Annotated in this window: 22 protein-coding genes; 13 read left to right on the top strand and 9 right to left on the bottom strand. The window is 45.4% G+C overall.

Features of this window, described 5'->3' with window-relative positions:
* Positions 1–22 precede the first annotated feature (22 nt).
* Genes gspH through OC443_RS17745 form a run of 7 tightly spaced genes read left to right on the top strand, consistent with a single transcriptional unit; the run spans position 23 to position 5,080 of the window.
* Positions 23–607 (top strand): type II secretion system minor pseudopilin GspH, encoded by a 585-nt coding sequence (gene gspH / locus OC443_RS17775; protein ID WP_073585807.1) that lies wholly within the window; start codon positions 23–25, stop codon positions 605–607.
* A complete protein-coding gene (gspI, locus tag OC443_RS17770; protein ID WP_073585808.1) occupies positions 594–959 on the top strand; it encodes a type II secretion system minor pseudopilin GspI in 366 nt (121 codons plus the stop codon). The genes gspH and gspI overlap by 14 nt, the downstream gene beginning before the upstream one ends.
* Entirely contained in the window at positions 943–1,584 is a 642-nt protein-coding gene (gspJ, locus tag OC443_RS17765; RefSeq protein WP_073585809.1) for a type II secretion system minor pseudopilin GspJ, read from the top strand. The genes gspI and gspJ overlap by 17 nt, the downstream gene beginning before the upstream one ends.
* Entirely contained in the window at positions 1,571–2,614 is a 1,044-nt protein-coding gene (gene gspK, locus OC443_RS17760; protein ID WP_073585810.1) for a type II secretion system minor pseudopilin GspK, read from the top strand. Before gspJ ends, gspK begins: the two co-directional genes overlap by 14 nt.
* Positions 2,568–3,806: a type II secretion system protein GspL gene (gspL, locus tag OC443_RS17755; protein ID WP_073585811.1), complete on the top strand. Its 1,239-nt coding sequence runs from the start codon at positions 2,568–2,570 to the stop codon at positions 3,804–3,806. The genes gspK and gspL overlap by 47 nt, the downstream gene beginning before the upstream one ends.
* 10 nt (positions 3,807–3,816) lie before the next feature.
* Positions 3,817–4,308: a type II secretion system protein M gene (locus tag OC443_RS17750; protein WP_073585812.1), complete on the top strand. Its 492-nt coding sequence runs from the start codon at positions 3,817–3,819 to the stop codon at positions 4,306–4,308.
* A gap of 4 nt (positions 4,309–4,312) precedes the next feature.
* Positions 4,313–5,080, top strand: a complete 768-nt coding sequence (locus OC443_RS17745; protein WP_083601755.1) for a type II secretion system protein N — start codon at positions 4,313–4,315, stop codon at positions 5,078–5,080.
* A gap of 106 nt (positions 5,081–5,186) precedes the next feature.
* On the opposite strand, the gene cysQ is transcribed toward OC443_RS17745, so the two are convergent.
* The 4 genes from cysQ to OC443_RS17725 all read right to left on the bottom strand — a co-directional run bounded on the left by cysQ (position 5,187) and on the right by OC443_RS17725 (position 8,123).
* Positions 5,187–6,017, bottom strand: coding sequence for a 3'(2'),5'-bisphosphate nucleotidase CysQ (cysQ, locus tag OC443_RS17740; RefSeq protein ID WP_073585813.1), 831 nt, complete (start codon positions 6,015–6,017; stop codon positions 5,187–5,189).
* A gap of 2 nt (positions 6,018–6,019) precedes the next feature.
* The gene (gene nudE, locus OC443_RS17735; protein WP_073585814.1) at positions 6,020–6,580 is read right to left on the bottom strand and encodes an ADP compounds hydrolase NudE; all 561 of its coding nucleotides are present in this window, start codon (positions 6,578–6,580) and stop codon (positions 6,020–6,022) included.
* 118 nt (positions 6,581–6,698) lie between these two features.
* Entirely contained in the window at positions 6,699–7,283 is a 585-nt protein-coding gene (gene nfuA / locus OC443_RS17730) for a Fe-S biogenesis protein NfuA (protein ID WP_073585815.1), read from the bottom strand.
* A gap of 135 nt (positions 7,284–7,418) precedes the next feature.
* Positions 7,419–8,123 (bottom strand): phosphoribosyltransferase family protein, encoded by a 705-nt coding sequence (locus OC443_RS17725; protein ID WP_073585816.1) that lies wholly within the window; start codon positions 8,121–8,123, stop codon positions 7,419–7,421.
* 93 nt (positions 8,124–8,216) lie between these two features.
* Here OC443_RS17725 and bioH point away from each other — a divergent pair, with 93 nt between their 5' ends.
* Positions 8,217–8,984 (top strand): pimeloyl-ACP methyl ester esterase BioH, encoded by a 768-nt coding sequence (gene bioH / locus OC443_RS17720; protein WP_073585817.1) that lies wholly within the window; start codon positions 8,217–8,219, stop codon positions 8,982–8,984.
* 177 nt (positions 8,985–9,161) lie between these two features.
* Positions 9,162–9,638 carry an ATP-dependent Lon protease gene (locus OC443_RS17715; protein WP_073585818.1) on the top strand — a complete coding sequence of 159 codons (477 nt, stop codon included), beginning with the start codon at positions 9,162–9,164 and terminating at the stop codon, positions 9,636–9,638.
* A gap of 70 nt (positions 9,639–9,708) precedes the next feature.
* Here OC443_RS17715 and OC443_RS17710 read toward each other — a convergent pair whose 3' ends face one another.
* Positions 9,709–12,021 (bottom strand): Tex family protein, encoded by a 2,313-nt coding sequence (locus OC443_RS17710; protein WP_073585819.1) that lies wholly within the window; start codon positions 12,019–12,021, stop codon positions 9,709–9,711.
* A gap of 197 nt (positions 12,022–12,218) precedes the next feature.
* Here OC443_RS17710 and greB point away from each other — a divergent pair, with 197 nt between their 5' ends.
* Together greB and OC443_RS17700 are read left to right on the top strand one after the other, a co-directional pair.
* Positions 12,219–12,698 (top strand): transcription elongation factor GreB, encoded by a 480-nt coding sequence (gene greB / locus OC443_RS17705; RefSeq protein WP_073585854.1) that lies wholly within the window; start codon positions 12,219–12,221, stop codon positions 12,696–12,698.
* Positions 12,699–12,846: 148 nt separating this feature from the next.
* On the top strand, positions 12,847–13,200 hold the full coding sequence (locus OC443_RS17700; RefSeq protein ID WP_073585820.1) for a DUF805 domain-containing protein: 354 nt from the start codon (positions 12,847–12,849) through the stop codon (positions 13,198–13,200).
* Between the two features lie 121 nt (positions 13,201–13,321).
* On the opposite strand, the gene OC443_RS17695 is transcribed toward OC443_RS17700, so the two are convergent.
* A complete protein-coding gene (locus tag OC443_RS17695; protein WP_073585821.1) occupies positions 13,322–14,674 on the bottom strand; it encodes an aminotransferase-like domain-containing protein in 1,353 nt (450 codons plus the stop codon).
* Between the two features lie 252 nt (positions 14,675–14,926).
* On the opposite strand from OC443_RS17695, the gene ompR reads away from it, so the two are divergent.
* Positions 14,927–15,640, top strand: a complete 714-nt coding sequence (gene ompR / locus OC443_RS17690; RefSeq protein ID WP_234976454.1) for an osmolarity response regulator transcription factor OmpR — start codon at positions 14,927–14,929, stop codon at positions 15,638–15,640.
* A 66-nt stretch (positions 15,641–15,706) separates the two neighbouring features.
* Positions 15,707–17,011, top strand: a complete 1,305-nt coding sequence (gene envZ / locus OC443_RS17685; protein ID WP_073585823.1) for a two-component system sensor histidine kinase EnvZ — start codon at positions 15,707–15,709, stop codon at positions 17,009–17,011.
* A 71-nt stretch (positions 17,012–17,082) separates the two neighbouring features.
* Here the strand turns inward: envZ and OC443_RS17680 are convergent, their stop codons facing one another.
* From OC443_RS17680 to trmH, 3 genes are all read right to left on the bottom strand, one after another.
* Positions 17,083–18,480, bottom strand: coding sequence for a uracil-xanthine permease family protein (locus tag OC443_RS17680; protein ID WP_073585824.1), 1,398 nt, complete (start codon positions 18,478–18,480; stop codon positions 17,083–17,085).
* A 171-nt stretch (positions 18,481–18,651) separates the two neighbouring features.
* The gene (gene recG / locus OC443_RS17675) at positions 18,652–20,730 is read right to left on the bottom strand and encodes an ATP-dependent DNA helicase RecG (RefSeq protein ID WP_073585825.1); all 2,079 of its coding nucleotides are present in this window, start codon (positions 20,728–20,730) and stop codon (positions 18,652–18,654) included.
* A 104-nt stretch (positions 20,731–20,834) separates the two neighbouring features.
* Positions 20,835–21,521, bottom strand: a complete 687-nt coding sequence (trmH, locus tag OC443_RS17670; protein ID WP_073585826.1) for a tRNA (guanosine(18)-2'-O)-methyltransferase TrmH — start codon at positions 21,519–21,521, stop codon at positions 20,835–20,837.
* Positions 21,522–21,531: the final 10 nt, after the last annotated feature.

The raw sequence follows: 21,531 nt of genomic DNA, 5'->3' as shown, positions 1-21,531 counted from the left end.
CAGTCTGAAGTGAGCCGGAACCATGAAACATAAGCAAGGTTTTACATTACTTGAGATTCTACTGGTGTTATTGGTTCTGTCTCTCAGCGCAATGGCTGTTGTGATGACGTTGCCCGACAATTCTCAGGAGACTGCAAGAAAGAATGCAGAGCGGTTGTATCAGAGAATGCAGCTGTTAAGTGAAGAAGCGATTTTCAGCGGCAGAAATTACGGCGTGTATGTTGATGAAGCTAAACATGAAATTGACTTTCTGATGTTGAGTAATCAGGGGTGGAAGCCTTTGGAATCAACAGATATGAACAAAGTTGTTTCAGTAGAAGATGACGTAGGGTTTCGTTTTGAGCTGGGTGGGGAAGTCTGGAATAACTCCGAGCGTCTTTTTAAACCAGGTTCATTATTTGAAGATATGGACTTTGGTGAGGAAGAAGATGATAAAAAGCGGGTTTATAAGCCTCAGGTTATCCTTTTTACCAGTGGTGAGATGACAGCATTTTCTCTTCATTTCTGGTCTTCATCCACGCCTGATCAGTACTGGACAGTGACATCTTCGTCTGATGGTGTTTTGCGGATTAAATCTCCGGAAGAGAGTCGTAATGAAGCAAAATAAAGGTATGACTTTGCTGGAAGTATTAATCGCTTTGGCTATTTTTGCAACAGCATCAATGAGTGTGATCCGAGCTGTCAGTCAGCATGTGAATACAATTCAGACCCTCGAAGAAAAGGCGTTTGCAGCCATGGTTGCTGATAATCAGTTAGCTAAAGTCATGCTGACTCCCGGTACGCTTTCCAATCAGGAGGGCAAAGAGGAAATGGCTGGCCGAACCTGGTTCTGGAAGGTCGCTGTGATAAAAACGGAGTCACCAGTTTTAAAGGCATTTGATGTCAGTGTCGCGTTGAAACCCAAAGGCGCATCGATTGTTACTGTCAGAAGTTATGTGAAAAATGAGCAGAATAATTAGACGAAAACATAAAGGCTTTACCCTGCTCGAAGTCATGATTGCTTTAGCGATTCTTGCCAGTTTGTCAGTTGCTGCTTATCAGGTTTTGAATCAGGTTCAAAGAAGCAGCGTTGTTACACATGAAAAAGAGCAACGTTTAGCTGAGATCCAAAGAACGTTGGCTATCATGGATAATGATTTCAGGCAAATGGCGCTTCGTAAATTCAGGACCGATGGTGAAGAACCGGGTAAGTTACTGTTGATTGCTAAAGAGAATTTAATGTCGTCAGATACACAGGGCATTATGTTTACCCGCTATGGCTGGCTTAATCCTCAAATGCAATTTCCAAGAGGTGAAGTGACAAAGGTTGGGTACCGGGTTACCGAAGGACAATTACAACGTATCTGGTGGCGTTATCCTGACACGCCTGTCGGTGACTCGGGGAATGTGATGAAACTGTTAACGCAGGTTGAATCCATGTCGTTCCGTTATTATTACAAAAAAAAGTGGATTGATACCTGGGATAGTGGCGCTGCTTTACCGAATGCTGTCGAGGTGAAATTTAAGCTGAAAGATTATGGCGAAATTGCACGGGTTTATTTAACTCCCGGAGCTCAGTTGGGTACATCAAATGATTCAGACTAGCTCATTCAGGAAAAACAGAGGGGTAGCTCTGATTATCGTATTGTTGCTGTTGGCGATGATGGTTTCTATTGCAGCGGTCATGTCTGAGCGTTTGTTTACCCAGTACAAAAGGGCAAGCCATCAGATCATGTATCAGCAGGCTTACTGGTACAGTATTGCTGTTGAAGGGCTGGCTGAATCTGCGATTGAGAATAGTTATCAGGATGATGATGACACCGTGAATATGAGTCAGCCCTGGGCTGTCAGAGGAAGAAAATACCCGCTTGATTATGGCCTTGTTGAAGGGGATATATTTGATAAGCAGGCTTGTTTTAATCTCAATGTATTAGCCAAAGCAAAAGCTGAACCGGGAAGTACCGAGCGACCATATCTGCTACAGGTATTTCAGTATTTACTGGAATCTGTTTCGGTTGAAAATTATCAGGCTGAGTTAATTGCTGATTCTACCTATGATTATATCGACTCGAATCAGACGGTGAACACACAAAATGGCGTGGAAGACAGCTACTATGAATCTATGTCTCCTGCGTATGTTGCACCGGATGGTTTACTGGCTGATGCGACGGAATTACGGGCCGTTCAGGGTGTATCCGGGCAGGCGATGGAAAAATTGCTCCCACTCATTTGTACATTGCCGGTCACGACCTGGAGATTAAATATTAATACGATTTCCGAAAAACAGGCCAATTTATTAGTCGCTGTTTTTCATCCATATTTGAGTAAATCATCGGCCGTTCAGTTAATTCAGAATCGTCCGTTTGCGGGTTGGAGCAGTCTTGATGACTTTTTAGCTGAAAATGAGTTATCTGCCGTTAATGAGACTGTGCTTTCCAACGCAAAAAAATATTTAGGTATAGACAGTACCTATTTTGAATTAGATGCGCAGATATCTGTTGATGATGCCCGCGTGAGAATACGTAGTTTATTACATAGTGATGATAGAGAAAATGTGACGGTTATTCGCCGTCGCTTTGGAGGAGAGCGTGAGCGAATATCTGCTCGTTCGTCTGAGCAACCAGCCACACAGTAAAGTGCATTGGTGGATTGGCTCAGATTTGCCAACATCTGTTGGAAAACAAGGAGAACTGACTTCCTGGGAGGAGGTTGGTGAATTAGCTGAAGAAGCTGACCAGCGTCCGGTTATTGTTCTCCTTTCCGGTGCTGATGTTATTTTAAAAGAAGTTTCACTGCCTTCTGGTAAGAGCCGGCAATTTGAAAAAATGTTGCCTTATTTAGTAGAAGATGACTTAGCCCAGGATGCAGATGCTTTGCATTTTTCTGTATTGTCTAAGCGAGGTGAGCAAGTATTTACTGCTGCTGTTGACTATGACTGGATGGAAAGTGTGCTGGCACACTTTTCTGAAGCCGGAATGGTCGTGGATCGGGTTTTACCTGATATTCTGGCTTTACCTGAACCTCAGGATGGACAGAATACAATGACAGCTTTACAACTGGGTGATGAGTGGTTATTTCGCCAGGGTGAATATCACGGTATGTGTATCGAGCATGGCTGGATGCCTTTACTTTGTCAGAATCAGAATGCTTCTGAAGATGATGAAAGCGAAGCACTATCACCGGTTACAGTAACCACTTACTCTCCTAAACCAGAATCAGTAAAAAGTGGCCAACAGATTTGGAGCGAAAGTCTCACCGATTCAGTTTTTTCACTATTACTCAAAGGCGCATTGAATAGTCCTGTGACTCTGATGACAGGGGCGTTTAAGAAGTCTTCTTCCTGGGTGAAATCCTGGAAGGCTTGGCGTAAGAGTCTTATTGCTTTAGCTGCGTTGGTTATATTGACTGTAATTGCTCACTCACTTGAAATTCAGCGTCTTGAGTCAGAAGCTCAGGGGTTAAGAGATCAAAGTGAGCATGTATTCAGGACTCTGTTCCCTGACCGGCGTAAGATTCCAACCGTCAGTTATTTGAAGCGTTTAATCAAAAATGAAGTCGCTTTATTATCTGGCGGTGATAATGACAATTCGGCTATTTCTTTGTTTGAGGATTTATCGAAGACACTGAGCAAGGTGAAAGGTCTGCAGCTTCAACGGATACACTATGATGGTCAACAGGGAACTGTGCGTATTGATGTGACGGGTTCCAACTTCCAGAGTTTTGAAGCGGCACAAAAAGAGTTGGCAAAATATTTTGACGTTGAACAAGGTCCGTTGAATCGAGCGAATAAGCAAGTTGCGGGCTTTTATACACTAAAAAGAAAATAGGCAATTAGTTATGAATCTATGGGTGAGCCGTTGTCAGAGTTGGTGGAAATCATTATCACTCAGAGAACAAAAGCTTGTATTGATTATTGCGGTAGCTGCGGTGGTTGTATTTGTTTACGCGGGATTGATTCAGCCGCTGCAACAGCAAAGAGCAATGGCTGTTAATAAATTAAATACAGAGCAAAATCTTTATAACTGGGTTGTATCGCAGGCGAATAAGGTTGTTGATTTGAGAGGTCAGGGAGGGCTTGTTGCTTCCGATAAGCCACTGAATCAGTTAATCACGAATTCAACACGCCAGTTTGGAATCCGGTTAATCAGAATTCAACCTATGTCTCAAAGCTTTCAGGTTTGGATTGAGCCTTTATCATTTAATCAGTTTGTTGACTGGCTGGTATTCTTGCAGGAAAAATACGGTATCCGGGTTAATGTGATGGATATTGAGCGGGGTAAGCAAGAAGGCATGATTGAAGTGAAACGGTTACAGTTAAAGCGGGGTTAATGCAGTGGGTAGGAAGAAAGTCGTTGCTTCTGTTGCTGGTATCGGTCTCATTTTTTGTATTAGTCTGATTGCTCATCTTCCGGCTGCATTTGTATTGAAATTTGTGCAGCTACCCCGGGGGATTGAATTGGTTTCTCCCAAGGGTACTGTGTGGCAGGGACATCTGCAGCAGGTTCGCTGGCAGAGACAATCTTTGGGGACAGTTGACTGGCGGGTACATCCTTTTGATCTGTTGACTGGCCGTTTGTTTGCTTCTGTAAAATTTGGCCGTCAGAGTGATTTTCATATTCAGGGCAAAGGTGGTATCGGTGCTTCTTTTTCCGGAAAACCTTTTCTGCAGAATTTTCATTTCTCTGTTCCTGCACAGACTATCGTTGATCATGCGCCGTTACCTGTTCCGGCTACAGCTGAAGGTCTACTGGATGTCATGGTCAAAGAGTATGTATTCCGGGAACCCTTTTGTGAACAGGCCAACGCTGACTTTGAGTGGAAGAATGCGCAGTTATCCCTGATGGCTCAGGCTTTACCGCTGGAGAAAGTGTCTGCAAATGTCGTGTGTGACAATAACCGGATTACTTTGAAAGGAAAGCAAAGATCACTGGTTTTGAGAAGTGAGTACTCTGTTACTATGGATGCAAATCGTAAATATAAACTGGACGGCTGGTTACAGCCTGCGCCCGGGTTTCCTGAGTCTATGGAAAAAATGCTTCAAATGGGGCTTCGTGCCAATGATCAGGGAAGATATAATTTTAAATTTAACGGCCAGCTATAAAGGCATGGCATATTTACAATTCCTATGGTCGTTTTTTTGAAACACGAGATGTAAAAACTGCCCGGACCGGGCAGTTTTTACATTGAGGAATCACACAAAATTAAGCTTATGCTTCACTTTTATTTTGCAGAATATCTTTCCAGGGAAGTTCTGGATCACCAATAACGATAAAATTCGGATTTTCCAGGGTTTCACGAAGGTTATATGATAGCGGAGAAAGCCTGGTACTCAGAATTTTTCCTCCGGCTTCTTCCACGATACACTGAGTTGCTGCCGTGTCCCATTCACCGGTCGGACCCAATCGAAGGTAGCAATCAACAGCCCCTTCAGCGACCAGACAGGCTTTTAGTGCAGCAGAACCGAGCGGGACTAATTCATAATCCCATGCAGAACTCAGACGGCCGGTAATTTTATTAATATCCTGACGCCTGCTGATCGCAATCGAAATTGAAGACTGAGAGAGCTCGTGATAATGAGTTTTGATGGGAATACTCTCAGACATATCCGGAATCTTCCAGGCACCTTTATCCTTGTATGCATAATAGGTGACGCCTGATACGGGCGCATAAACGACACCCATAATCGGCTGGTTATCTTTAACCAGAGCGATAATGGTTGCAAAATCACCACTACGGGCGATAAATTCCTGTGTGCCATCTAAGGGGTCAACGAGCCAGTAAGTTGGCCATTCAGAGCGTTGTTCAAGACTGATATCAGCGGCTTCTTCAGAAAGAACCGGGATGGAAGGAGTGAGCGCATTCAGCTTTTTGATGATCAGCTTATGAGCAGCGATGTCGGCACTGGTGACGGGTGTCTCATCTCCTTTAATATACGCTTCGTAATTTTTTGTCTGATAATAATCAAGGATGAGTTGGCCGGAAGCTCTGGCAATTTCAATGACCTGCGGGATTAAATGAGCATATTCAGGCGTGTCCATTTTTATTTCTCCCCTGTCAGATTCAGATGACGCAATGCAAGAAGCAAAGCTGAAATCGAGCGTGATTCGCAGAAATCGAGGTGGGTTAACAGTTCTTCCGCCTGATTCAGAGGCCAGCGAATGACCTCAAGAGGTTCAGGTTCATCACCTTCAAGCTTTTCGGGATAGAGCTCTTTGGCAATAAACAGACTCATTTTGCCTGAGAAATAAGAAGGTGCCAGAATCACTTCTTTAAGAAAAGTCAGTTGATGCGCACCAAAACCTACCTCTTCTTTCAGTTCTCTGTTCGCGGCTTCTTCTGCTGTTTCCCCCGGGTCAATTAAGCCTTTCGGAAAGCCTAATTCATACCTTTGTGTACCGGCTGCATATTCGCGGACAAGGAGTAAATCTCCTTTCTGGGTCACCGGGACCATCATTACCGCATTATTTCCCCGGGGCTGCATTCGCTCATATGTCCGCCGCTCTCCGTTTGAAAAACATAAGTCCAGCGATTCGACCGTGAAAAGACGTGATTTAGCCACGGTTGTAACACTCAAAATCTCAGGACACTGTTTGACGGACATACCTTCATACCTCGGAGGAAATTACAGTTTTAACTATATGAGAAAATTTGTGATTTTGAAAAGCATAGTTTGGCGCTATTTTACTTGTATATCACAAAACTACCTGTTTATAACAAAACTAATAGTAAGAATGCTCACCACGATCGTGCTCAGTTAAATCTTTTACAGCATTCAGTTCACCGGAAAAATGTGCGAGTAACTCTTTTTCAACACCATCTTTCAATGTGACGTCGACCATTGAGCAGCCATTGCACCCACCACCAAACTGGATAACAGCTGTGCCATCATCTGTAATTTCCAGTAACTGAATATGGCCACCATGACCGGCCAGCTGAGGGTTGATTTGGGTTTGAATCATATATTCAACACGCTCAAGCAGCGGGGCATCATCTGAAACTTTTTTCATCTTGGCATTGGGTGCCTTCAATGTAAGCTGTGAACCCATTTTGTCAGTTACAAAATCAATTTCAGCATCTTCAAGGAAAGGAAGGCTTAATTCATCCACATAAGCAGAAAAGCCCTGAAATTTAATTTCAGAATCAGTATTTTCTATCGCATCAACAGGGCAATATGAGACCCCACATTCGGCATTTGGTGTACCGGGATTTACCACAAAAACCCGGATGTTTGTTCCTTCCGGTTGTTGTTCGAGAAGTTTCACAAAGTGCTGTTGAGCTGATTCAGTAATAACAATGTTTGACACGACAATACCCGACTATATTTGTAGACTATTTAATCGTTATTCTACGCTTGTGAAATCAATGAGCCAATCATTTTATTGTGAATGACATATTCAAATATTTCGGTTGGCCTGGTTTTTGTTGATTTTTCAGCTAATTCAATTGAATACGCTCTTTTCTGGTGTTTTACATAAGCAGTAGATATCAATTTTAGTGACACCGGAATCTTCTAATAACCGGCATATTTTTCCGACGGTTGTTCCTGTTGTAACCACATCATCAACGATGGCAACATGGAATTTATCAGGTATCTGCTGCAGGCTAAAGGCGGTTTTCAGGTTGAGTAATCTGGACTTTCTGCTTTGACCCTGCTGTGGTTGTGTTGCATGATTCTTTTTCACCGTGCCCGGGGTGTAAGATATATGCAGAAGGCGGCTGAGATGATAAGCGATTAAGTCACTCTGATTAAATCCGCGATAAAGGTAACGCTGCCAGTGCATCGGGACTGAGATCAATTGTTCTGCGGGGTCAGAAATTTGGTGTGTAAGTAACTGGCAGAGCGGAGACAAATGCCAGAATTGCCGTTGATACTTAACTCTCCGGATGTAGGTATTGAGCGGAAAGGTGTAATCTCCAAGACAATAAAGTCGGTGCCATGGTGGTGGGTTGGTCAAACATTGTCCACACTGGCTGACGGGCTCAATAGCGGGTTCGCCGCAGCGCTGGCAGCGTGGTTTTGGTTCAAACCAATGCATACAACGGGTACACCAGTGCCCGTCGCCCGGATAAAGTTCCAGTTCACAGAGTGGACATTGTCGGGGTATGGCGCGAAGAATGATATTTTTTAATGTCTGGAATTGCATCATCTATATTCGGGGTTGTAAATGAATCATCATGCAATTGTCTCCGGACGTATGTTAGTTTGTGTATGAATTTAGCAGGGGAGAATGCGAGTCATGTCTGACGTTTTACATTGGCAGACTGAAGGTGAAGGCCAGGATTTGGTATTAATCCATGGCTGGGGAATGAATGGTGCTGTCTGGGATCAAACGGTTGAGATCCTGAAGCAACACTATCGTGTTCATGTTGTTGATTTACCCGGATATGGACACAGTGCGCATTGTTGTGCATCTTCAATTGAAGAGACAGCACTTTTGGTGCTTCAGGATGCCCCTGAAAAGGCAGTATGGCTGGGCTGGTCTTTAGGTGGACTGATTGCCACCCATATAGCGCTGCATTATAAGCATCGGGTAAAGAAACTGATCACTGTGGCCAGCTCACCTAAATTTGCTGCACAGGATGAATGGCGCGGAATTCAGCCGAAAGTGCTGAAAGCATTTTCATCACAGTTAGCAGAAGATTTTCAACTGACGGTTGAGCGTTTTATGGCGTTGCAGTCGATGGGGAGTCCGACGGCAAGAAAGGATGTGAAAGCATTGAAAGAAAAAGTACTTTCAAGACCTGCACCCGCGCCGGAAGCTCTGTTCTCTGGCCTTGCAATGCTTGCTGATATTGATATGAGAGCGCAACTGTCTAATATTTCAGTGCCGTTTTTACGCCTTTACGGCAGGTTGGATGGTTTGGTGCCGGTTCAGGTTGCGGAAGATTTGAAAACTTTTGTCCCCGAAAGTCAGTGTTGTATCTTTTCCCGCTCTTCTCATGCGCCTTTTATGACAGAAACTGAAGATTTTTGCCATCAGGTTCTTGTTTTTGCTGCATCCTGATTTGATTGTTTCATAACCAGCGCATTTGATAGCCTAAGCAATATTCAGGCGAAAAAATCGTCAAAAATGGAAGTGAACACTAAAATTTTGAAATACATTGCCGATAAGTAATCGGATCATGCAAATTATCATTTTCGATATTTGAATGGGCCGGGCGATGCTGAGGAGATTTCGGCTATGATTGTGTCACCGAATAATATAAGTGTGCCACTTATTGCCCCATCAGTTAATATGCAGACGGAGCAGGCTGCACGTGAGAACCGGGTCAGAGAACCGGTGACACCGACAGTCCAGCTGGAGAAGTCGAATGCTGAACGTCAGATTAAATCTGATGATAAGCGTCGAAGACGTTCATCCTGGGATCCGACGGAGCATCCTGAGTATGAAATTGATGCAGATGAAGAGCATCATGGCAGCTCAGCGTATCGGGAGGAGTCTAAGGGTGAACTGGAGCGCCTTTTTGAGTTACTTGCGTTATCGACTTATAGTGAGCATCAGGGAAAAGGCTATATTGTCCGGTTCAGGTTTCCGAAACATATTATTGATGCAGCGATAAATGAAGGCAAAATGGCAAGACGGCGAGTCGTGATTAAATATCATTATGGCTATTCTATTGCACCTAATATCCCTTCTGAAATACTGGCAGTTTTATGAACTGTATCTTTTAAAAACCCTGCGGTATTCCGCAGGGTTTTTTTTATCACACGTAATCAGTGCAATGATTCTATTTTTTGGCTTTTGCAAAAGCTTCAGCGAAAGCACCACCCATTGCGCTATTGGTCTGACTTTGCCGGTGTTTTTTCGGTGCTGGGGTGTTTGAAGAAGAACGCCGGCTTGTTTTTGCTGCTCTGTTATCTTGCCCGGGTTCATCATTAAGCCGCATGGAAAGCGCGATCCGTTTTCTTTGAATGTCGACTTCCATCACTTTCACTTTGACAATGTCACCCGCTTTCACAACTTCTCTCGGATCAGATACAAACCGGTCTGTCAGTGCTGAGATATGCACCAGACCATCCTGATGGACACCAATATCGACAAATGCGCCAAAGTTGGCAACATTCGAAACTACACCTTCGAGAACCATCCCCGGTTCCAGATCACTGACTTCATGAATGTCATCTGCAAAATTTGCGGTTTTGAATTCAGGGCGGGGATCCCGGCCTGGTTTATCCAGTTCCCGGATAATATCTGTCACTGTCGGTACACCAAAGTGTTCGTCGGTGTAGTCACTGGCATTCAATCCGTTCAGAAATGCAGAGTTGCCAATTAATGAGGCAATGTCCTGTTGGTGCGTTTGAACAATTTTCTTCACAACCGGGTAGGCTTCAGGGTGAACCGATGAGCTGTCTAACAGGTTTTTCCCATTCATAATCCGTAAGAAACCGGCACACTGTTCATAAGCTTTCGGGCCTAACCGAGGTACTTTTTTCAGCGTTGTCCGGGATTCAAACCGGCCATTCTCATCACGGAATTCAACGATATTTTTCGCCAGTGTTGTTGATAGTCCGGCGACTCTGGTCAGCAGTGCTGGTGAAGCTGTGTTTACATCAACACCGACGGCGTTGACACAATCTTCTACAACGGCATCAAGTCGTTTAGCCAGCAGGCTCTGATTGACATCATGCTGATATTGTCCGACACCAATTGATTTCGGATCAATCTTAACCAGTTCAGCCAGAGGATCCTGAAGACGACGGGCAATAGAAACCGCACCACGCAGAGAAACATCCATCTCCGGAAATTCCTGTGCGGCAAGTTCAGAAGCAGAATAGACGGAAGCACCGGCTTCACTGACAACAATTTTCTGAACCTTAAGGTTTCCCCGTTTTATTAAATCCGCAGCAAATGAATCAGTTTCCCGGGAAGCTGTGCCGTTACCGATGGCAATGAGATCGACATTAAACTGGCGAACCATTGAGTCGATCGTTTTTATCGCCTGTTCGTACTGCTTTTGTGGCGGATGAGGATAGATGGCACAGGTTGAAAGTACTTTGCCGGTTGAGTCAACGACAGCTACTTTACAGCCAGTTCTGAGCCCCGGATCTAATCCCAGGGTGGCTCTTGGGCCAGCCGGAGCGGCCATTAATAAATCTTTCAGGTTTGTCGCAAACACATCGATTGCTTCGATCTCAGCCCGTTCTTTCATTGCTGACATCAGCTCGGTTTCCATATGCACGGAGACTTTGACCCGCCATGCCCAGCCAATCACCTGTTTTCTCCATGTGTCTGCTGGTGCATCACTCAGATGGATATCGTAATGTTTTGCGATCAACGTTTCGCAGTAGGATTCTCTGACAGCTTCCGGCTGCTCCGGGTCGGCATTCAGTGTCAGGGTCAGGAAACCTTCATTCCGCCCCCGCAGCATGGCCAGAGCCCGGTGCGACGGGACACTGCTCACCGGTTCCTGATGCTCAAAGTAGTCTTTAAATTTTTCGCCTTTCTGCTCTTGTCCCGCAATGACTCTGGCAGTCAGGACTGCATGGCGGTTCATGTAAGCCCGGATCTTTTCCAGCAGGTTGGCATCTTCTGCGATGCGTTCCATAAGAATTGCCCGTGCACCATCGAGTGCCGCTTTTGAATCATCAATTCCTTTATCCGGGCTGATATATTGCTGCGCTTCTTCTTCGGGTGAGTGTTGCGGATGATGCCATAACTGATCTGCCAGAGGCTCAAGGCCTGCTTCGATGGCGATCTGGCCCTTGGTGCGTCGCTTCGGTTTATAAGGCAGATATAAATCTTCGAGCCGGGTTTTACTGTCTGCGCTGAGAATATCCTGTTCCAGTTCAGGTGTCATTTTGCCTTGATCCTGAATCGATTTCAGAATGGTATGACGACGCTCGTCCAGTTCCCGTAAGTAAGATAAACGGGTATCCAGTGTTCTCAGTTGAGTGTCATCCAGCCCGCCGGTGACTTCTTTTCTGTATCGTGCAATAAATGGAACAGTATTACCGTCATCAATTAACTGAACGGCTGCAATAACCTGTTCAGAGCGAACATTCAGCTCTGAAGCAATTGTTTGACAGATAGCTTGGCTCATCCGTTATCTTCTCTTTGGTTCATGGAGTACGCCCACAAGGGGCAAATGAATCTTAATAATATGGGGATTTATGCGATATATTTCCAGTCTGCAAATTGAATATGATGATGGTATATCGCAAACAAGAGGAACACTGCATCTTTAGCTTGTTTGGATATATAATTTTTGCCGTCGTTCAGAAAATTCCGGGAGCATATGTGAAGACAAAATTAATCACCAGGGCAGGTTATAACAAACTGAAACAGGAGCATGATCATCTGTGGCGAGAGAAACGTCCGGAGATAACCAAAATTGTCACCTGGGCTGCCAGTCTGGGAGACCGGAGTGAAAATGCAGATTATCAATACAACAAACGTCTGCTGAGACAGATTGATCGCCGGGTCCGGTATTTACGCAAATTGCTTCCCGAACTGACAGTTGTTGATTATTCCCCACAGCAGGAGGGAAAGGTGTTTTTTGGTGCCTGGGTTGAAATCGGGAATGAGGCTGGCGATACAAAAAAATTCCGGATTGTCGGGCCGGAAGAAATTTACGGTGATGTTAAAGATTATATTTCTGTTGATTCACCGATGGCACGGGCACTGATCAAAAAAGAGGTCGATGACGAATTTACGGTAAAAACACCCGATGGAGAGAAAGAGTGGTTTATTAACTCGATAACATATGAAAAAGAATAATATCTTATTGAGAAAATATATCGAATGGTAGTTGATATAATTATAACTTTCATCAATAATTAAGCGCCTTATTGAGCAGGCCATGTGTGGCAATGGCCTGGGTTGACTATTCTTTATCTTCAAACTATTTAATCGGGAAATAAAAATAATGAATTGGTTTATAGCAGCGTTTAAAAAATATACAGTTTTCAGTGGCCGTGCCAGACGAAAAGAGTACTGGATGTTTTATTTGTTTATGATCATCTTTATGATCGTGACAGGTATTTTAGATGGCCTGATCGGTAGTTATGGTTTGATCACCGGGATTTTCTGTCTTGCTCTTATCCTGCCAAGCCTGTCAGTGACAGTTCGCCGTTTGCACGATACCGGGCGTAGTGGCTGGTGGTTCTTCATTACACTTGTGCCACTGGTTGGTGCGATTGTCTTTTTTGTATTCACCGTACAGGCGGGAAGCTTTGGTGAAAACGAGTACGGACCTGATCCGAAAAAAATCGAAGTGTAAACCGGTCAGCAGACAATCCGGATAACCGGTCTGTTCTGATGCCATCACTGATGCATAAAGCCAGAGTATGACACTCTGGCTTTTTCGTTTCAGTTTTATGTGGTTTTCTGCAATCTGCCAATCAGAATGGGTTAGTCTGATATGAAAAAACAGTGGCCGGATCAGAATGGAGTAACTTGTTTAATTTCTCCATTCCTTGTTTGAACTTCTGTTCAGAATTTATTGCAGTCAGCGAAAGCCGGATATGATTACAGCTTTGCTGTGTATCGAAATAGCTGCCACTACTGACAAGAATACGATGGTTCTGAGCTTCCATCGCAAAACGTTCCTGTTGCCAGTGTGAAGGTAAAGGAATCCACAGGTGGTAACCCTGTCTGGGAATCGTAGAGTGAGGCAAATATTTTCGGGCAATTTTCTGCCTTTCACCAGCCAGTAACCGCTGCCTCTCTGCCAGCTCAAACGCTTGTCCTGAATTGATTAGCTCTTCTGCAATGATAAAATTCAGTGGGGAGGCGAGCCAGATGTCAGTCCGGATATGAGCGCTGATCGTCGCGACCTGTGATGAAGGGGCTTTGATAAATCCGCACCGCAGTGCCGGACAGATTGCTTTCGATAAACTTGTGACATGAAATCCCCGCTCTGGCAGCCAGTTGCAGATTGCCGGCATGGGATCTTCATTTAAGAAGCTGTATATATCATCTTCAATGAACCAGATATTGTGCTGACGAACAACCCTGGCGATGCTTTCTCTGCGTTCAGCCGGCATGGTGATGCCGGTTGGGTTCTGATGAGAAGGTACAACAATGACCAGTTTCGGGTGATGTTGCTCAATGGTTTGTTGCAGATGTTCCGGGATCATGCCGTTTTCATCCATCTGAACACCGACAACATGGCGTCTTCTCAGACTGGCTATCGCCAGAATGCCGGGGTAAGTCAGCGTTTCAACTGCGATGGTATCTCCCGGTTTGGTCAGTGATTCAACCAGAACGGCCAGCGCGTTCTGTGTGCCGCTGGTCAGCAGGGTGTTTTGTACAGTGCCCGGCTCCAGACCATATTGTGATGCCCAGCGTATTCCTGTTTGCCGGTGCCGCTCGTGTCCGGAGTTTTCTGCATAGCCGGTCAGGTGGCTGGTGATCTTGCTGGCACTGCTGCGGATCGCACTCTGAAGTTCAGGAACATTGTGGCTGAGGCAGGGTTGCAGTATCGAGAAATTATAGTCGTCCTCATCATCGGAAGTCTGAATCACGCTGGACAGCTGAGATTCACCGCAGACGAAAGTTCCCCGTCCGACAAAAGATTCAACCTGATTTTGCTCTGAGAGTAACTTATAAGCTTTGGCGACCGTTACTGGTGTCGTTTGTAATTCTTCGGCCAATACCCGGTGTGGCGGAAGTTTAGTATTCGGAGGATAAACGCCATCTCTGATTCTTGATTCGATAGTCCGGGCGATTTGCTTAAACTTAATTTCACTCACGGTTAGCATTCTTTCTCGAGAAAAAGGTATTACCAGTTTACTGGAAGGCGAATGTTATGAAAACTAATGAGAAATGATTTATACCCAAGCAACCGGCATCTTCAGGCTGTTTGGGTATACATGTAACAGATCACCAGATTTTCCGAAGACATAAACCTTAACAATTCTGTTCCTCTGTTGGTATGAAATAGTGTTAGAGTTAAAGTTTGACAATAAAATCAAAAAAACAGAGGTTGTCGCGTGCAGGAAAATGTGAAGATTTTAGTGGTTGATGATGACGCCAGGCTCAGATCTTTGCTGGAACGTTATTTATCTGAACAGGGGTTTCAGGTACGTAGTGTTGCCAATAGCCAGCAAATGGATCGGTTACTCATGCGTGAACAATTTCATCTGATGGTTCTGGACTTAATGCTGCCGGGAGAAGATGGATTGTCGATATGCAAACGTCTCCGTGAATCAAATAATCAGATTCCGGTGTTGATGCTGACGGCGAAAGGAGACGAAGAAGAACGTATTCTCGGTTTCGAAGTCGGTGCGGATGATTATTTACCCAAGCCGTTTAATCCCCGTGAGCTTCTGGTCCGGATTAAAGCAATTTTACGACGTCAGGCGAGTGAACTGCCTGGGGCTCCCAGTGCGGAAGAGTCTGTGATTGAATTTGGCGATTTCAGCCTGAACCTCGGAACCCGGGAAATGTTCCGCGGGGAGGAATCGATGCCGTTAACGTCGGGAGAATTTGCGGTTCTGAAAGTTCTGGTCAGTAACCCCAGAGAGCCGATGTCGCGGGACAAACTGATGAATATGGCCCGCGGGCGTGAATATTCCGCAATGGAGCGTTCAATTGATGTTCAGATTTCCCGGCTAAGACGCATGCTTGAGGACGACCCGGCTAAGCCGCGATATATTCAGACTGTATGGGGGCTCGGCTACGTTTTTGTACCGGACGGTAAGAATCCATCGTCTTAATTTCCCGGTTCAGGGTGAAACAGGCCCTGAACCCAGCCTGATTATTTATTTCCGGAGTTCTTTCAGATGCGGGTTCGCAGCGCTTTTACTCAAACCATCATTATTTTTCTGACGTTATTTATCACCAGTCAGATCTATACTTTCTACGCACTATTCCATTATGCGCTTGTTCCTAGTTTACAGCAGCTAAATACGATTCTCGGCCACGAAATCAGTATTATGCTGGAGGATTCGAACGGCAACGGGAATGAAATTTCTGAAGAGATTCTGGCGCGGCAAAGAGTGTTAGACAAGCTGGGTGTTTCAATTCATTCGCTGGACGAAGATATTGCTGAGGAATTCTCACATGCAGTGCGAATTGACCTGATGAGCGAAGATATGACCCGGGAACTTCACTCTCCGACCGATGTGAGAATGATCCTCGGTGAACGCAGTTATATTCTTTGGATGAAAATAGAAAAGCTGCCGGGCGTTCTTATCCAGATACCGTTATCTGAGCTTCAGGAAGAAGACTTTATTCCGTTATTCAGAAATTGCCTTTTAATGACGATTCTGATCATGTTTGGTGGCTGGTTATTTGTCAGGATTCAGAATCGTCCGTTAAAAGATCTGGAAAAAGCCGCACTCTCTGTCGGAAAAGGTGAAATACCACCCGCGTTACCCGAAAAAGGGGGAACCGAAATTCGTTCTGTGACTCAGGCATTTAACCAGATGGCAAAGGGGATTCAGGATTTGGAAGCTGATAGGGCTTTATTGATGGCAGGGATCAGCCATGATCTGAGAACCCCGCTTACCCGGATTCGTTTAGCCACTGAAATGATGTCCCCTGAAGACAGCTATCTTGCTGAAGGTATTATCAGTGATACTGAAGAATGTAATGAGATTATCAGCCAGTTTATGGATTATCTGAAGCCGGTTCAGGCCCAGTCTTTTACAGAAGTTGATTTGGAAGATGTGGTCAGAGATATTGTCAAAGCAGCGGAAGTGAATCATACCCAGCCAGAAATGAGTATTGCCGGTTCCCTGAAATATGCATGGGGAAATGCGATTGCGATAAAGCGTGCTGTGAGCAATTTAGTCGTGAATGCGATTCGTTACGGGAATGGCTGGGTTAAAGTTAGTGTGGGTATGACTGCTGATCAAACACTGATCTGGCTTTGTGTCGAAGATAATGGCCCGGGTATTGAAGAAGAACAAATGAGTAAAGTATTTGAGCCGTTTACGCAGGGTGATACAGCCAGAGGTTCCGAAGGGAGCGGGTTAGGGCTGGCGATTGTAAAACGAATTGTCAGTCAACACCATGGCACGATTTCAATGAACAATCGCTCTGAAGGGGGATTGAAGGTTCAGATTAGTTTCCCTGTGAAATGAGTTATTCCGGGCATTGAGCTTTCAGTGGTACTAATGACCGGATGCGGGGCATCCGGTCATATCATTGACGTTTATTCAGCCGCAGATTGCTCAGTCACTGAGACTTTTTCACTGCTGTCAGCTTTATGATTCGTTTCTGGCAGAAGCAGGTTCAGGACAATTGCAGTAATTCCTCCCGCAGCAATACCGGATGAAAAGATGTTTTTGATAAACTCTGGCATAAATTGCAGGATTTCCGGTTTCTGAGCGATACCCAGTCCCATTGAAAACGACAGCGCCATTATTAAAATGGCACGGCGATCCAGTTCAACACGGGAGATAATCCGGACACCAGCAGCAGCTATTGTACCGAACATCACGATCGTCGCCCCACCCAGCACAGGTTCCGGAATTTGTTGAACGAATGCAGCAACACCGGGGAACAAGCCGAGTAACACCAGCATGGCGGAAATAAAATAGCCGACATAGCGGCTGGCGACGCCAGTCAGCATAATCACACCATTATTCTGACTGAATGTTGAATTAGGAAAACTGTTGAACACTGCAGCCAAAGCTGAATTTAAACCATCAGCCAGCACACCGCCTTTCAATCGTTTGATATACACCGGGCCCTTGACCGGCTCACCGGAAACTTCTGATGTTGCGGTAATATCTCCAATCGCTTCCAGTGCTGTTATCAGAAAGATTAAGACTAAAGGAATAAATAGGGACCAGTCAAAGCTCAGGCCAAACTGCATTGGAACAGGCAGGGCAAACAGGGCGGTCTCTGCGTGATCTGAAAAATTCACCATGCCCATGAAATAAGCCATGATATAACCAATCAGCATAGCGATAACGATGGAAGCGACACGGATATATGGATTAGCGGAGCGATTGAGAATCACAATCAGGCCAAGGACGCATCCGGCAAGCGCCAGTTTATCCAGACTACCAAAACTGCCATCACCTAACGCTGCGTAACCGCCGCCCATTGAGATTAGGCCAACCTGAATGAGAGTCAGGCCAATCAGTGTGACAACAATTCCGGAAACCAACGGGGTAATAATCCGTTGCGCATAAGACAAGACTCTGGACAAAATAATTTCTGCGAATGAGGCCACGAGAATGGTGCCAAAGATGGCGGCCATCATTGTATTTATATCCGCACCACCTGCTTTCAGTGCCATCCCAGCACCAATGATCGGGCTGAGAAAGTTAAAGCTGGTGCCCTGAATAGAAAGAAGTCCTGAACCGACAGGGCCGAAGGTACGGATTTGAATGAAAGATGAAATGCCTGATGCAAACAGTGACATGCTGATGATGGTATTTGTCTGGTCGGCTGGTACACCTAAGGTCTGGCAGATAATTAACGAAGGTGTAATTACGGCGACAAACATCGCCAGTAAATGTTGCAATGCAGCGAAAGTGGTCTGTGGCAAAGGTGGTTTATCATTAAGCTGATAGACTAACTCAGATTTTTTAGTCGTCATATCCTGGATTCCGGTATTAAATCAAATGTAAAAAAGCCCTGAACAGATTGTGGGGTTAATTATTATTGTGGGGAGTTTGCTCAGAATGAAAATTGAGCAGAATTATAGTGAATTCTGTCAAAATGGCAAACGTTTGCTTTTTATTCCGGCGTGATCTTGTGTAAAGAAGATTCAGGCTTTCGAGTAAATATCTCTGTCCGTCAGCCAGCGATCAATAATCGCTTGTGCATTTTCCGGATAGTGCTCGTGGATATAGCGGGCGATCCGCTGAACTTCCGGGATCAGGTATTGATCACGAAGCAAATCGGCAATTTTGAAGTCGGCTAAACCGGTCTGTTTTGTTCCTAACAACTCGCCAGGTCCCCGGATTTCCAGATCTTTTTGCGCGATGACAAAGCCATCACTACTGTCACGCATGACAGCAAGCCGTTTTTGGGCTGTTTTAGAGAGTGGCGGGTGATAAAGCAAGACACAGTGACTGGCAACTGAGCCCCGGCCAACCCGGCCTCTCAGCTGGTGTAACTGGGCAAGTCCGAGCCGTTCCGGATTTTCGATAATCATTAAACTGGCATTCGGTACATCGACACCAACTTCGATGACGGTTGTGGCAACCAGTAAATGGCATTCTCCGGATTTAAAATCCTGCATAACAGACTGCTTCTCAGCAGCTTTCATCCGCCCGTGGACCAGTCCGATCTTCAGATCAGGCAGCTGCTGTTTCAGCGTTTGTGCAATTTCTTCTGCTGCTTGTGCTTCCAGCACTTCTGATTCATCGATCAGCGTACAAACCCAATAAGCTTGTTTTCCCTCAGACAAGCAGGCATGGCGAATACGCTCAATTATATCATTCCGCTTTGTTTCCGGAATCGCGACAGTTTGCACGGGAGTACGTCCCGGCGGGAGTTCATCAATGACGGAAGTTTCCAGATCGGCATAAGCTGTCATTGCCAGTGTCCGCGGAATCGGAGTCGCCGTCATAATCAGCTGGTGAGGATAGCGGCCGTCTTTTCCGCCTTTTTCCCGCAGCTCCAGCCTCTGGTGAACTCCAAATCGGTGCTGCTCATCAATGATAATCAATGCGAGATGGTGGAAGCCGACCTGCTCCTGAAATAAGGCATGTGTCCCGACAATCATACTGACTTCACCGTTGGCGATTTCAGTGATGGCCTGTTCTTTGGCTTTGCCTTTTTGTTTTCCGGATAACCAACCGACATTAATTCCCATCGGTTCAAACCATGTTTTAAAGTTAATCGCGTGTTGCTCGGCAAGCAGTTCCGTCGGAGCCATTAAAGCGACCTGATACCCGTGGCTGATGGCTCTGAGTGCTGCCATGGCTGCAACTAATGTTTTGCCTGAGCCCACATCTCCCTGAACCAGCCGCATCATCGGATGTGACTGTTCAAGATCTGATTCGATTTCCTTGACAACTCTGGCCTGAGCACTGGTCGGACTGAAAGGAAGCTGTTCCAGCAATTGCTGTTTGAAAGGTTCGGAATGCGTTAATGACAACGCTTGCTCTTGTTGTCCCTGATGACGAATAGCCAGCATTGACAGGTTTTGTGCCAGCAGCTCTTCCATGATTAATCGCAGCTGGGCTGGATGATGGCCTTTGTCAAATAGCTCCGGATCGATATCTGCGGAAGGCCGGTGGATGATATGCAGAGCCTGAGACATTGTAATCTGATGGTTATACAAGCCTTCCGGCAATAGTTCCTGTACCGCAGACTTATCAAGCAGTTCTAATGCCTGATCGGTGAGCTGGCGCAGTGTTAACTGTCTTAGCCCATCCGTTGTCGGATAAACCGGGGTCAGATTCGCTTCTTCAATGACAGGTGTATCAGGCTGATAAAATTTATATTCCGGGTGAATCACCTCCAGTCCGGACATGCCTCTTTTAATTTCTCCGTAAACGTGAATATATTTGCCTTCGGTGAAACTGTTCTTCATTGCAGCATTGAAATTGAAGAAGCGTAAGGTCAGGGTTCCGTGACCATCACTCATTTTTACGGTCAGAGTTTTTCGTCGGCCAAATGAAGAATTGACGGCCATCACCTGTCCCTGCGCTGCACACCATAGCCCGGCGTGTAGCTGATTTATCGGATAAATGCGGGTTCTGTCTTCATAGCGGGAGGGGAGATGAAACAAGAGATCCTGAACCGTATTCAGTCCGATTCTGCTTAGCTTTTCAGCAATTTTGATCCCAACACCAGACAGTGACGTCAACGGAATTGCATGGAGCAGTTGTGACATAAATGAACAGGCTCATCTTACTTGGTGAATCAACTGTAGTTATTCAACCATTGAACTGTTTTTTTGTACAGTTTTTTTGTTTACGCGGTATGAACGACGCTCACTTATGCGTATTGCATCTCACGCCACCATGCTTCGTCAGCAATAATTTGTCCGCAGTCATCCAGTAATGGGTAAGGAAGCTTTTTCTTTTTGGCTACTTTGGCTAAAACCGGATGCCCCCGTTCAAATAAGATGCGTTGTACGACTGTATCCGGCAAGTCACTTTTATCCCGCTGATACATTCCGGCTATCTGGCGTTGTCGCTGTGCTTCATAAAGAATCAGGGCACTGGCAACAGAAACATTTAAAGATTGCACCATGCCAACCATTGGAATCATGATGTCCTTGTCAGCCACAGCTAATGCCTGCTGAGATATACCTTCTTTCTCGCTGCCTAAAATGATGGCGGTCGGGCGGGTATAATCGATTTCTCTGAAATCAACCGCATCTTCAGACAGGTTCGTCACCAGAATCTGCATTTGCTGCTCTCTGAAGGCAGAAACTGCATCATCTAACGAATCATGTGTATCAACTTCAACCCAGTTTCTTGCACCTGCGGAAGTATGACTCAGTGTCCGCATGTTTTTATGAGGCCAGACTGCATGGATTTTATGAATACCGGTTGCGTCCGCAGTGCGGATAATGGCAGACACATTATTGGGTTTATGGACTTCTTCCAGGCATAAAGTGAGGTCTGTTTGTCTTGCTTTCAGGACTTCAAGGATGCGTTGATAACGTTCGGGATTCATAGACTTCTGA

The organism is Vibrio quintilis, from assembly GCF_024529975.1.
Classification (GTDB): Bacteria; Pseudomonadota; Gammaproteobacteria; order Enterobacterales; family Vibrionaceae; genus Vibrio; species Vibrio quintilis.
The sequence above is the reverse complement of the archived record's forward strand: the minus strand, read 5'-3'. Positions and strand labels throughout refer to the sequence as shown.